This is a genomic window from Pseudomonas agronomica, from assembly GCF_025917275.1.
Classification (GTDB): domain Bacteria; phylum Pseudomonadota; class Gammaproteobacteria; order Pseudomonadales; family Pseudomonadaceae; genus Aquipseudomonas; species Aquipseudomonas agronomica.
The window spans coordinates 1-13,905 of the sequence record NZ_JAOSHO010000098.1 but is presented as its reverse complement, the minus strand read 5'-3'; the positions used below and the strand labels follow the sequence as shown (position 1 = coordinate 13,905).

The window sequence follows — 13,905 nt, the reverse complement described above, 5'->3', positions numbered from 1 at the left end:
GCGGGAGCAAGCTCCCTCGCCACAAAAGCTGTGCACCCTCAGACCGGGATGCCATGGCCCTTCAGAAAGTCGACAAACGCTTGTTCGTCGAGCACCTTGAGCCCCAGCTCATTGGCCTTGGTCAGCTTTGACCCCGCCCCCGGCCCGGCCACCACGCAATGGGTTTTGGCCGACACGGAACCAGCCACCTTGGCCCCCAGGCTCTCCAACTTGTCCTTGGCGACGTCGCGACTCATCAGCTCCAACGAACCGGTCAATACCCAGGTGTGCCCTGCTTCGGGCAAGCCTTCGACGACCTTTTTCTCGCTCAGCCAGTGCATGCCGAAATCCTGCAGTTGCTTCTCTGCGGCCAAGGCCTGCTCTCGATTGGCAGCGACAGCGAAGAACTCGCGCACGGCGTTGGCCTGTTTTTCCGGCAGCGCCTGGCGCATGTCCAGCCAGTCGGCGTTCATGACCGCTTCGAGGGAACCGAACTTGTCCGCCAATTTTTGCGCGCCGCCCGGGCCGACTGAAGGAATGTGCAGCTTGTCTAGGAAGCCGCCCAGGGTCGTGCTGGCAGAGAACTCCGCGCCCAACTCGCCCTGATCCTGAATTTCCAGGCCGTGGCGCAGCAGGTCCTTGATGACCTGGCGATTGTGCGGGTCCTCAAAGAAGCTGTGGATCTCATGGGCAACCTCCAGTCCCACATCCGGCAGGTACGTCAGCACTTGGGGCAACGCCACCTGCACACGCTCCAGCGAACCGAGGGAGCGGGCCAGGACCTTGGCGGTCTCCTCGCCCACGTCCGGGATGCCGAGGGCGTAGATGAAACGCGCCAGGCTCGGCTGCTTGCTGTCGACGATGGCCGCCAGCAAATTCTTGCTCGACAGCTCGGCGAAGCCTTCCAGGTCGACGACTTGCTCGAACGTCAGCGCATACAGGTCGGCAGGCGACCCCACCAGCCCTTCGTCCACCAACTGCTCGACACTTTTTTCGCCCAGCCCTTCGATGTCCATCGCCCGCCGCGAGACGAAATGGATGATCGCCTGCTTGAGTTGCGCGCCACAAGCCAGGCGACCGACGCAGCGGTACACCGCACCTTCGCTGACGGTCTCACGCCCCTTGCTGCGCTTGATCAACTGCGTACGTTCGACATGGGAACCGCAAACCGGACACTGCTGCGGCACCTCCACCGGGCGGGCATCGTCCGGACGGCGCTCGGTGACGACTTGCACCACCTGCGGGATCACGTCGCCGGCGCGGCGAATGATCACCGTGTCGCCGATCATCAGGCCCAGGCGCGCCACTTCGTCCATGTTGTGCAACGTGGCATTGGCCACCGTCACGCCAGCCACCTTGACGGGTTTTAGCCGCGCCACGGGTGTGACAGCACCGGTACGGCCGACCTGGAACTCGACGTCCAGCAACTCGGTAAGCTCTTCGCTGGCAGGAAATTTATGGGCGATGGCCCAGCGCGGCTCGCGGGCACGAAAACCCAATTCGCGCTGTGAGGCGATGCTGTTGACCTTGAACACCACGCCGTCGATTTCGTAGGGCAGCGAATTGCGTCGCTCGCCGATGTCGCGGTAGTAATCCAGGCATTCGTCGATGCCGTGGGCCAGCTTCAGCTCACGGCTGATGGGCATGCCCCAGGCCTTGAGTTGCTTGAGGTTGCCGATGTGGGTGTCGGCGATGTCCGAGGTCACCTGGCCGATGCCATAGCAACAGAACTCAAGGGGACGGTTGGCCGTGATCCTGGAGTCCAATTGGCGCAGACTGCCGGCTGCTGCGTTGCGCGGGTTGGCGAACGTCTTGCCGCCCACCTCCAGTTGCGTGGCGTTGAGGCGCTCGAAACCGGCCTTGGACATGTACACCTCGCCGCGCACTTCCAGCACCGGCGGCCAACCGCTGCCCTGCAGCTTGAGGGGAATATTGCGCACCGTGCGCACATTGACGCTGATGTCCTCGCCCGTAGTGCCGTCACCGCGCGTGGCACCGCGCACCAGCATGCCGTCCTGATACAACAGGCTGACCGCCAGGCCATCGAGCTTCGGTTCACAACTGTATTCCACCGCCGCACCGCCGCCGAGCAAATCGCCCAGGGGCAGGTCGAGGCCTTCTGTCACGCGCCGATCGAACTCGCGCATCGTCGTTTCATCGAACGCGTTGCCCAGGCTGAGCATCGGGATCTCATGACGCACCTGGCTGAACGCCGACAGCGCCATGCTGCCGACTCGCTGGGTCGGGGAGTCGCTGGTCACCAGTTCCGGGTGCTGCTCTTCCAGGGCCTTGAGTTCGTGGAACAGGCGGTCGTATTCGGCGTCCGGGATGCTCGGTTCATCGAGCACGTGGTACCGATAGTTATGCTGATCCAGTTCGGCACGCAGCTCTAGGATGCGGGTTTCAACGGCGTTCATGGTGTTCTCTCATAAAGCAAAAGAGCAGCCTGGGCTGCTCATTCTCAATACTTGGGTCGCTGCAGGTGCCGAGGAGCCGTAGGAGCTGCCGTAGGAGCTGCCGAGTGCAACGAGGCTGCGATCTTTTGATCTTTCGCTCACGACCCAATCGTCAGTGGAAAGATCGCAGCCTCGTTGCACTCGCAGCTCCTACAGGGCCAGCGATCTTTGACCTCAGCGCTTCTGGGTCAGCGCCCGGCGTTCGAATTCAACGATGCGCTGGCGATAGTGCTCAATGGTCTGGGCGGTCAGCACGCTGCGCTGATCATCTTTCAATTCACCGTTGAGTTCCTGGGACAGCTTGCGCGCTGCAGCCACCATAACGTCAAAGGCCTGCTTCGGATGACGCGGGCCTGGCAAGCCGAGGAAGAAGCTCACCGCCGGGGTGCTGAAGTGGTCGATGTCGTCGAGGTCGAACACGCCAGGCTTGACCGCGTTGGCCATGGAGAACAACACCTCGCCATTACCGGCCATGCTTTCGTGGCGATGGAAAATGTCCATCTCGCCAAAACGCAGGCCGCTCTCGAGGATGTTCTGCAACAGTGCCGGGCCCTTGAAGCCGGCCGGGTCCCGGCAGATCACGCTGATCACCAGTACTTCTTCGGCCTGGGCCTGTTCCTTGTCGGCGCCGGAAGGCTTGCTCTCGTCCGGGAAGTCGCCGTCACGGCTGCTGAAGCCCGGGCCGCCATCGAGATCCAGGTTCAGGTTCAAGTCGCCCTGGGAAGGCTCGCTGTTGCGCTTGCCGCGCTTGGAACCCGACTCCCGTGGCTCACGTGCAGGCGCGCTCATCGACGGCAGGTCATGCTCGTCCAGCTGGGGCTCCTTGTGCGTGTCGAGCACCCTGGGCGGGCCAAGCAATTCGGCGCTGTCATCTTCATCCGGCAGGTTCGACAGGCTGCGATCCAGGCGAAACTTGAGTTTCCCCTTGCCGCCGCGCATGCGACGCCAGCCGTCGAAAAGAATACCGGCAATGACAATGATGCCGATGACGATCAGCCACTCGCGCAGACCGATTTCCATGTAATCCCGTGCCTCTATAAAAATGCTGAAAAATAAGGGGCTTAGCTATTTGCAAACCGCTTTAAAACGTGGCGCCAACTCTATGTTCTGAATGGCGTTTTGCCCACGCATACGAAAAATTGACATTAAACTAGCACGACCAAAGACAACTTTACACCGTCTGTCGCATAGGCTTGTGCCCAATCTGTGAATTGAACATCAGCCCCAAGGGTAAAAACACCCGCGGCGCTCGAAATAGCAGCCCTACAACCGTGCTCAGGCGTCCACCATCGCCATGGCCTCCTCCACATCCACCGCCACCAGTCGCGAACAACCTGGCTCATGCATGGTCACCCCCATCAACTGATCCGCCATCTCCATGGCGATCTTGTTGTGGGTGATGTAGATGAACTGCACCGTTTCAGACATCTCCTTCACCAGCCGTGCGTAACGGCCTACGTTAGCGTCGTCCAATGGTGCATCGACTTCGTCGAGCATGCAGAACGGCGCCGGGTTCAGTTTGAAGATGGCAAAGACCAGGGCCAGTGCCGTCAGCGCTTTCTCACCGCCGGAGAGCAAATGAATGGTGCTGTTCTTCTTGCCGGGAGGACGCGCCATGATTGTCACCCCAGTATCGAGTAGATCTTCGCCCGTCAGTTCCAAATAGGCGCTGCCGCCACCGAAAACTTTCGGGAAAAGTGCCTGCAAACCGCCGTTGATCTGATCAAAGGTATCTTTGAAGCGGTTGCGGGTTTCCTTGTCGATCTTGCGGATAACGTTTTCCAGGGTTTCCAGCGCCTCCACCAGATCGTCGTTCTGGGCGTCCAGGTAGCGCTTGCGCTCGGACTGCTGCTGGTATTCATCGATAGCGGCCAGGTTGATCGCACCCAGGCGCTGGATGCGCTGGGCGATGCGTTCAAGCTCTTCCTCGGCGTCCTTCTCGTTCGCCCCCGCGACCAGGGTCGCTAGCACGCCGTTGAGGTCGTAGCCGTCCTCCAGCAGTTGGTCCTGCAAGGCCTTGCGGCGCACGGTCAGGGCCTGCCATTCCATGCGCTGCTGTTCCATCTGGCCGCGTATCAGTTGCGATTGCTGCTCGGCCTGGCTACGGCGCTTCTCGGCGTCGCGCAATTCGCGGTCGGCGTCTTCCAATGCGATCTGCGCGGTCTTGAGTTCTTCGTCGACGCTCATGCGTTTGTCGAGCAATTCTTCGAGCTTGAGGCGCAGCTCTTCCAGCGGCGCTTCGCCCTCTTCCAGATTGAGGCTCAGTTGCTCGCGCTTTTCGGTCAGGCGCTCGGATTGCATTTCCAGGCGCTCCAACGCCTGGCGAGTGGAATCGTATTGCGCCTTGAGCGAGCCCAGGCGTACCGCCAATTGATGAGCGTGATCCTTGTGCTGACGCGCTTCCTGGCGCACGCGGTCGAGGCGTTCGCGCAGGCTGTCGCGCTGGGCCAGCAGCAATTCGCGCTGCTCGGTATCCACCGCCATCGCGTCAAGGGCGTCCTGCAATTGCAAGCGCGCCTCGCCGATCTGTTCGTGTTCCAACGCCCGCTGCTCGCCCAACTCGGCGATTTCTTCATCAAGACGCGTGCGGCGCAGGGCCAATTGTTCGACCTTGGCTTTGCCGGCCGACAGTTGCGCCTTGAGCTCGCCCTGCTGGCGCGCTTCGTCCTGCAACAAGCGACGCAAATGTTCGCGACCGTTTTCCTGTTGACGCTGTTGCGCCCGCAGGTTTTGCAATTCGGTTTCCAGGGCTTCGACGCTGGCCTCGCGCTCTTCGCGCTCGGCGACCAGACGCTGGATTTCCTGGCCTCGCGCAAGCATGCCGCTCTCGGCTTCACTGGCCCGACGCACCCGCAGGAAATGTCGGCCAACCCAATAGCCATCCCGGCTGATCAGGCTTTCGCCGGACGCCAGTTGCCCGCGCAAAGCCAAGGCCTGCTCAAGGCTGTCCACCGGCTTGACCTGCCCCAGCCAGGGCGACAGATCGACCTGGGCCTCGACTTTGTCCAACAGGCTGCCCGGCATCCGCACGCCGTCGCCGGCCGGGCTGAGCAGGCGCAGATCGCCCTGGCTGAAGCCGGAGAGGTCGAAGCCGGCGAAATCATCGACCAGGACCGCTTGAAGGTCGGCGCCCAATACGGTTTCCACCGCCAGCTCCCACCCGGCATCGACCTTGAGGCCTTCGGCCAGGCGCGGACGCTCGGCCAGATGTTGATCGCGCAGCCATTCGGCGGTGCCGGTGCCCGGGTCCAGCGCGGCTTGCTGCAAGGCTTCCAGCGAGGCCAGCCGTCCATTGAGCCGCTGAAGTTCGCCCTGGGCCTGTTGCTGGTTCTGCAGGGCCAGTTGCAAGGCCTGGCGCAGTTGTTCGAGGCGTTCGACCTGGGCGTCTTCGCTGGCCTGCAAATCTTCGAGCGTGGCTTCGCTGGTGGCGAGCTGCTCGCTCAGCTCCAGGATGGCGGCATCCTCCGGGTCGGCCGCGAGCAATGCACGCTCTTCGGACTGACGCCGTTGACGCTCGGCCAGGCGCTCCATGCTGGTTTCCAACTGCTGGATACGCGACTGCTGGACTTCAGCCTGGCGCCGCGGCTCGGCGGAGGTCAGGTTGAAGCTGTCCCACTGCTCCTGCCAACCGTGCATGGTCAGCTCGGCTTCTTCCAGCGCCGCAGCAGCCTCCTCGGCGGCGGCGCTGGTGAGTTCCTGCTCCGGCGTGAGTCGCTCCAGCTCTTCACCGAGCGTCAGCAATAATGTGCGGTCGTGGCCCAGGTGCGATTCGGTTTCCAGGCGCGCGCGTTCGGCTTCCTTCAGATCGTCCTGCAACTGGCGCAAGCGCTGCTGGCCGTGCTGGATGCTTTGCTCGACCCGGGCAATGTCACCGCCCACGGAATAGAAGCGCCCCTGCACCAGATTGAAGCGCTCGGACAGTTCGTGGTGCCCATCGCGCAGGCGCTCGATGGCGGCATCGGCGTTGCGTTGTTCGGCCACCAGCGCTTCGAAGCTGACTTCCTGGTTGCCAATGATCGCCTCGCGCTGGCCGACCTGCTCGTTCAACGCCTGCCAGCGCAGGGCCGACAACTGGGCCTTGAGTTGGCGCTCCTCGCCTTTGTATTCCTGGTACTTCTTCGCGGCTTCGGCCTGACGGTGCAGGCGTTCGAGTTGGCGTTCGAGTTCTTCGCGAAGGTCGGTCAGGCGGGCGAGGTTTTCGTGGGTTCGACGGATGCGGTTTTCGGTCTCGCGGCGCCGCTCCTTGTACTTGGAGATACCGGCGGCTTCCTCGATGAAATTGCGCAGGTCCTCGGGCTTGGCCTCGATCAGCTTGGAGATCATGCCCTGTTCGATGATCGAATAGCTGCGCGGGCCCAGGCCGGTACCCAGGAAGATGTCGGTGATGTCGCGACGCCGGCACTTGGCGCCATTGAGGAAATAGCTGTTCTGGCTGTCGCGGGTCACTTTGCGCCGAATGGAGATTTCCGCGTAGGCCGCGTACTCGCCAATCAGCGTGCCGTCGGAGTTATCGAAGACCAACTCGATGCTCGCCTGGCTGACCGGCTTGCGACTGGTGGAACCATTGAAGATGACGTCGGTCATCGACTCGCCACGCAGGTTCTTGGCCGAGCTTTCGCCCATCACCCAGCGCACGGCGTCGATGATGTTCGACTTGCCGCAGCCATTGGGCCCGACCACCGCCGCCATGTTGCTGGGGAAGTTCACCGTGGTCGGATCGACGAAGGATTTGAACCCCGCCAGCTTGATGCACTTGAGGCGCACGTTCAGGCCTTCGTCAGGGCTGAAACCACCAGGTCGCAACTGCGCTGGGCGTAAGCCGTCAGCACGATGCGGATCTGCGGCAAATCACGGGCCAGCACCGCAACGAGCAGGCGCTGGAACAGGTCGACGAATTCGCTCATTTCAGCCTTGCGCTGCTCCAGGGCCAGGAAGTAGGCGCGGCTCATTGCCGGCTGCAGGTTCTCGACGGTTTCCTGCAAGTACGGATTGTTGGCAAAGGGATACGCGGCGCGCATCACGCTGAAGCTTTCGTCGACGAAGGTGCGGATGTCCTGGCGCGCATAGGCGTCGTTGAGACGCTGCTGGATCGCGACGAACGGTGCCATGTCGGCCTGTTCTTTCCAACCATGGGCCACGGCGTTGCCCAGCAGGATGTAAAGCTCACTCATCAATGCGCAGAGACTGCGCACGTTGTGTTCGGTCAGCTCGGTGACATGCGCCCCACGGCGCGGCAGGATCGCGATCAAATGGCGTCGCTCCAGGATCAGCAGAGCCTCGCGGACCGAACCACGGCTGACATTGAGCGCCAGCGTGACCTTCTGCTCCTGGATGCGCTCTCCCGGCTTCATTTCGCCGCGAATGATGCGCTCGGCGAGATGGTGGGCGATTTGTTCGGCGAGGCTGTCCGGGGCCTTGAACGTCATGGTTGTCCTTCAAACTCTTCGATCTGCACAAGCGGCGCAGTGTAGCGCACTCGATACGTCATGGCGCAGGGCCTGCACCGGGTTTTGGCACGATATAAGCAAAAAAGTTAAGGAGTTTGCCCTGAAGCGAAACCTGTGGGAGCGAGCTTGCTCGCGATGGCGGCGGTACATTCAGTATGGATGCAAGCTGACAGACCGCTATCGCGAGCAAGCTCGCTCCCACAGGGTTTTATCGACAAAACAGTATTTCTTGACCTTTAAGTCAGAAAATCATTGACCGAAAAGTCAGAACTGCTAAATTCAGCCCACGTCGATACAACAATAATGAATCTGCGAGGCCTTCCGTGATCCAGTTTTTACTCAACCAGGAACTCCGTAGCGAGCATGCCCTGGACCCGAACCTGACTGTGCTCAACTATTTGCGCGAGCACGTCGGCAAACCCGGCACCAAGGAAGGCTGCGCCAGCGGCGACTGCGGTGCGTGCACGGTGGTGGTGGGCGAATTGGACACGGATGCGGATGGCCGCGAACGCGTTCGCTATCGCAGCCTCAATTCGTGCCTGACGTTCGTCTCGTCGTTGCACGGCAAGCAACTGATCAGCGTCGAAGACCTCAAGCACAACGGCCAACTGCACAGCGTCCAGCAAGCGATGGTCGATTACCACGGTTCGCAGTGCGGTTTCTGCACCCCAGGCTTCGTCATGTCATTGTTCGCCTTGCAGAAGAACAGCGAACAACCCGACGCCCACAAGGCCCACGAAGCCCTGGCCGGCAACCTGTGCCGCTGCACCGGCTATCGGCCGATCCTGGCCGCCGCCGACCAGGCCTGTTGCGGCAAACAGCCGGACCAGTTCGATGCCCGCGAGGCCGAGACCATCGCCCGCCTGAAAGCCATCGCGCCGACCGAAACCGGCGAACTCAACAGCGGCGACAAGCGCTGCCTGGTGCCGCTGACCGTGGCCGACCTGGCCGACCTCTACGACGCCTACCCGCAAGCTCGGCTGCTGGCCGGCGGCACCGACCTGGCCTTGGAAGTCACGCAATTTCATCGCACCCTGCCGGTGATGATCTACGTGGGCAACGTCGCCGAACTCAAGCGCATCGAGCGTTTCGACGATCGCCTGGAAATCGGCGCCGCCACCCCTCTTTCCGATTGCTACGAAGCCCTGCAAGCCGAATACCCGGACTTCGGCGAATTGCTCCAGCGCTTCGCCTCGTTGCAGATCCGCAACCAGGGCACCCTGGGCGGCAACATCGGCAACGCCTCGCCGATTGGCGACTCACCGCCCCTGCTGATCGCCCTTGGCGCGCAGATCGTGCTGTGCAAGGGCCAGGTCCGTCGCACGTTGGCCCTGGAAGACTATTTCATTGACTATCGGGTCACCGCCCGGCAGGAAAGCGAATTCATCGAGAAGATCGTCGTGCCCCGGGCCACCGTCGAGCAGGCGTTCCGTGCCTATAAAGTGTCCAAGCGACTGGACGATGACATTTCCGCAGTCTGCGCGGCGTTCAACCTGCGCATCGAAAACGGTGTGGTCCAGGACGCTCGCATCGCCTTCGGCGGCATGGCTGCCACACCCAAGCGCGCCAAGCATTGCGAAGCCGTCTTGATCGGTGCGCCGTGGATAAACAGCACCGTCGAACGCGCCTGCATCGCCCTGGCCGAGGACTTCACGCCGCTGTCGGACTTCCGCGCCAGCAAGGAGTACCGCCTGCTCAGCGCCCGCAACCTGCTGCGCAAATACTTCATCGAGCTGCAAACGCCGCACATCGAGACTCGGGTGACCGCTTATGTCTAACCATCACGCCGTAGAGAAGACCCAAGCCGAACTGGCCGAACTGTTCGCCCGCGACCTCACCACTGGCGTGGGCCGCAGCGTCAAGCACGACAGCGCCGCCAAGCACGTGTCCGGCGAAGCGCAATACATCGATGACCGCCTGGAATTCCCGAACCAGTTGCACGTTTATGCCCGGCTGTCGGACCGCGCCCACGCCCGAATCCTGCGCATCGACACCGCGCCCTGCTACGCCTTCGAAGGCGTGCGCATCGCCATTACCCACCAGGACATTCCCGGCCTGAAGGACATCGGCCCGCTGCTGCCCGGCGACCCGCTGCTGGCGATCGACGATGTACAGTTCGTTGGTCAACCGGTGCTGGCCGTCGCGGCCAAGGACCTTGAGACCGCACGCAAGGCGGCCATGGCCGCGATCATCGAATACGAAGACCTCGAACCGGTGCTGGACGTGGTCGAGGCGCTGCGCAAACGGCATTTCGTGCTGGACAGCCACACCCACCAGCGGGGCGATTCAGCCACGGCACTGGCGAGCGCCGAGCATCGCATCCAGGGCTCGCTGCACATCGGCGGCCAGGAGCACTTTTACCTGGAAACCCAGATTTCCTCGGTGATGCCCACCGAAGACGGCGGCATGATCGTCTACTGCTCGACCCAGAACCCCACCGAAGTGCAGAAGCTGGTGGCCGAGGTACTGGGCGTATCGATGAACAAGGTCGTGGTGGACATGCGCCGCATGGGCGGCGGGTTCGGCGGCAAGGAAACCCAGGCCGCCAGCCCGGCGTGCCTGTGCGCCGTGATCGCGCACCTCACCGGCCAGCCCACCAAGATGCGCCTGCCCCGGGTCGAAGACATGCTGATGACCGGCAAGCGCCACCCCTTCTACATCGAATACGACGTCGGCTTCGACAGTACCGGGCGCCTGCATGGCATCGCCCTGGAGCTGGCCGGCAACTGTGGCTGCTCGCCGGACCTGTCGGCCTCGATCGTCGACCGCGCGATGTTTCACGCCGACAATGCCTACTACCTGGGCGACGCGACCATCAACGGCCATCGCTGCAAGACCAACACCGCGTCGAACACCGCTTACCGAGGTTTTGGCGGGCCCCAAGGCATGGTCGCCATTGAAGAAGTCATGGATGCCATCGCCCGGCACCTGGGGCTCGATCCCCTGGCGGTGCGCAAGGCCAACTACTACGGCAAGACCGAGCGCAACGTCACGCATTACTACCAGACCGTCGAGCACAACATGCTCGAAGAGATGACCGCCGAGCTCGAACAAAGCAGCCAATACGCCGAGCGCCGCGAAGCGATTCGCCGCTACAACGCAGGCAGCCCGATCCTGAAAAAGGGTCTGGCGCTGACGCCGGTGAAGTTCGGCATTTCGTTCACCGCCAGCTTCCTCAACCAGGCCGGCGCGTTGATCCACGTCTACACCGACGGCAGCATCCATCTCAACCATGGCGGCACGGAAATGGGCCAGGGCCTGAACACCAAGGTTGCCCAAGTGGTGGCCGAAGTATTCCAGGTGGAAATGGACCGCGTGCAGATTACCGCGACCAACACCGACAAGGTGCCGAACACCTCGCCGACCGCGGCCTCGAGCGGTGCCGACCTGAACGGCAAGGCTGCGCAGAATGCCGCCGAAACCATCAAGCGGCGCCTGGTGGAATTCGCCGCGCGGCAGTACAAGGTCAGCGAAGAAGACGTGGAATTCCACAACGGCCACGTGCGGGTGCGCGATCACATCCTGACCTTCGAGGCGCTGGTGCAACAGGCGTATTTCGCCCAGGTCTCGCTGTCGAGCACCGGCTTCTACAAGACCCCGAAAATCTACTACGACCGCAGCCAGGCCCGTGGTCGGCCGTTCTATTACTACGCCTACGGCGCGGCGTGTGCCGAAGTGATCGTCGACACCCTCACCGGCGAGTACAAGATGCTGCGCACCGACATCCTCCACGACGTCGGCGCCTCGCTGAACCCGGCCATCGACATCGGCCAGGTCGAGGGCGGCTTCATCCAGGGCATGGGCTGGCTGACCATGGAAGAGCTGGTGTGGAACGACAAGGGCAAGCTGATGACCAACGGCCCGGCCAGCTACAAGATCCCCGCCGTCGCTGACATGCCTTTGGATTTGCGGGTCAAGCTGGTGGAAAACCGCAAGAACCCCGAAGACACGGTGTTCCATTCCAAGGCCGTGGGCGAACCGCCGTTCATGCTCGGCATCGCCGCGTGGTGCGCCATCAAGGACGCCGTGGCGAGCCTCGGGGACTACCAGCATCAACCGAAGATCGACGCGCCGGCGACGCCGGAGCGGGTGTTGTGGGGGTGTGAGCAGATGCGGCAGTTGAAGGCTGTGGAACCTGCGCAAATTGAGGCCGAGTTGGCTTCGCTTTAGGACCGCAGCGCGGCTATCGCGAGCAAGCTCGCTCCCACGTAGGGTCGGTTTTCACAATCCCCTGTGGGAGCGAGCTTGCTCGCGATGAGGCCGGAACAGACAACAGAGATGTCGAGGTGAATATGTACAACTGGATCAGTGCCCTCGCCGACCTGCAAACCCGCGGTGAACCGTGCGTGCTGGTGACGATCATCGAAGAGCTCGGCTCCACCCCGCGCAATGCCGGTTCGAAGATGGTCATCAGCGCCAGCCAGGCGTTCGACACCATTGGTGGCGGACACTTGGAATACAAGGCCATGGAAATCGCTCGGCGGATGCTCGCCAGCGGCCAGCAGAACACACATCTGGAGCGCTTCAGCCTCGGCGCCAGCCTTGGCCAGTGCTGCGGCGGCGTGACCGTGCTGCTGTTCGAACCCATGGGCCAGGTCCAGGCGCAGATCGCCGTGTTCGGCGCCGGCCACGTCGGCCGCGCCCTGGTGCCGTTGCTGGCGAGCCTGCCTTGCCGGGTGCGCTGGATCGACTCGCGGGAAGCCGAGTTTCCCGAACACCTGCCCCATGGCGTGCGCAAAATTGTCACTGAAGACCCGCTGGATGAAGTCGACGAGTTGCCCACCGGTAGCTACTGCATCGTCATGACGCACAATCACCAGCTCGACCTGGAACTGAGCGCCGCAATCCTCAAGCGCAACGACTTTGCCTACTTCGGCCTGATCGGCTCGAAGACCAAACGGGTCAAGTTCGAACATCGCCTGCGCGATCGCGGCTTCGACAGCGGCACCCTGCAACGCATGCGTTGCCCGATGGGCATCGGCGAAGTCAAAGGCAAGTTGCCTGTGGAAATCGCCATCTCCATCGCCGGCGAAATCATCGCCACCTATAACGCGGACTTCGGCCAGCACACCTCGCGCGCCGAACCCATTGCCAAGTTGCTGCCGGTTTCACGCCGCAGCCAGCGTTAATCTTTTTATCGAGACAGACCATGCCCCTGACACGCAAAGCCTACCGCGCCGCCCTGCTCCACAGCCTCGCCGACCCGGCCGAAGTGGGCATCGAGGCGTCCTATGAATATTTCGAGGACGGCCTGCTGGTGGTGGAAAACGGCCAGATCAGCGCCATCGGCCACGCCAGCGACCTGCTGCCGACCCTGGCGACGGACATCGAGATCACGCATTACCAGGACGCGCTGATCACCCCCGGCTTCATCGACACCCACATCCATCTGCCGCAAACCGGCATGGTCGGCGCGTATGGAGAGCAACTGCTGGATTGGCTCAACACCTACACCTTCCCCTGCGAAAGCCAATTCGCCGACAAGGCCCATGCCGAGACAGTGGCGGATATTTTCGTCAAGGAACTGCTGCGCAACGGCACCACCACCGCCCTGGTGTTCGGCAGCGTGCACCCGCAATCAGTGAATGCGTTTTTCGAAGTGGCCGAGAAACTCGACCTGCGCATGATCGCCGGCAAGGTGATGATGGATCGCAACGCCCCCGACTATCTGGTCGACACCGCCGAATCCAGCTACACCGAGAGCAAGGCGCTGATCGAGCGCTGGCACGGCAAGGGCCGCCTGCACTACGCCGTGACCCCGCGCTTCGCGCCGACCAGCACCCCGGAACAACTGAGCCTGGCCGGCCAATTGCTCAGCGAATACCCGGACCTGTACATGCAGACCCATATCAGTGAAAACCTGCAGGAAGTGCAATGGGTCAAGGAACTGTTCCCCGAGCGCAAGGGCTACCTGGACGTCTACGACCACTACCAACTGCTCGGCGAACGCTCGGTGTTCGCCCACGGCGTTCACCTGTGCGACGACGAATGCGCGCGCCTGGCGCAGACGGGGTCGGCCATTG

8 protein-coding genes are annotated in these 13,905 nt (G+C 62.3%); 4 read left to right on the top strand and 4 right to left on the bottom strand.

Going from position 1 to position 13,905, the window contains the following annotated elements; genetic code table 11:
* Positions 1-38: 38 nt before the first annotated feature.
* From ligA to OC610_RS10125, 4 genes are all read right to left on the bottom strand, one after another.
* Entirely contained in the window at positions 39-2,396 is a 2,358-nt protein-coding gene (gene ligA / locus OC610_RS10140) for an NAD-dependent DNA ligase LigA (RefSeq protein ID WP_264427678.1), read from the bottom strand.
* A 213-nt stretch (positions 2,397-2,609) separates the two neighbouring features.
* A complete protein-coding gene (zipA, locus tag OC610_RS10135; protein ID WP_264427677.1) occupies positions 2,610-3,455 on the bottom strand; it encodes a cell division protein ZipA in 846 nt (281 codons plus the stop codon).
* A 255-nt stretch (positions 3,456-3,710) separates the two neighbouring features.
* Positions 3,711-7,199 (bottom strand): chromosome segregation protein SMC, encoded by a 3,489-nt coding sequence (gene smc / locus OC610_RS10130; protein ID WP_264427676.1) that lies wholly within the window; start codon positions 7,197-7,199, stop codon positions 3,711-3,713.
* A 2-nt stretch (positions 7,200-7,201) separates the two neighbouring features.
* A complete protein-coding gene (locus OC610_RS10125) occupies positions 7,202-7,861 on the bottom strand; it encodes a GntR family transcriptional regulator (protein ID WP_264427675.1) in 660 nt (219 codons plus the stop codon).
* A 344-nt stretch (positions 7,862-8,205) separates the two neighbouring features.
* Here OC610_RS10125 and xdhA point away from each other — a divergent pair, with 344 nt between their 5' ends.
* The 4 genes from xdhA to guaD all read left to right on the top strand — a co-directional run.
* Complete coding sequence (xdhA, locus tag OC610_RS10120) at positions 8,206-9,660, top strand: xanthine dehydrogenase small subunit (RefSeq protein WP_264427674.1); 1,455 nt, start codon at positions 8,206-8,208, stop codon at positions 9,658-9,660.
* Positions 9,653-12,052: a xanthine dehydrogenase molybdopterin binding subunit gene (gene xdhB, locus OC610_RS10115; RefSeq protein ID WP_264427673.1), complete on the top strand. Its 2,400-nt coding sequence runs from the start codon at positions 9,653-9,655 to the stop codon at positions 12,050-12,052. Before xdhA ends, xdhB begins: the two co-directional genes overlap by 8 nt.
* A 122-nt stretch (positions 12,053-12,174) precedes the next feature.
* Complete coding sequence (xdhC, locus tag OC610_RS10110) at positions 12,175-13,011, top strand: xanthine dehydrogenase accessory protein XdhC (protein ID WP_264427672.1); 837 nt, start codon at positions 12,175-12,177, stop codon at positions 13,009-13,011.
* Positions 13,012-13,031: 20 nt separating this feature from the next.
* Positions 13,032-13,905 (top strand): guanine deaminase (gene guaD, locus OC610_RS10105; RefSeq protein WP_264427671.1); only part of this gene is annotated, 874 nt, incomplete at its 3' end.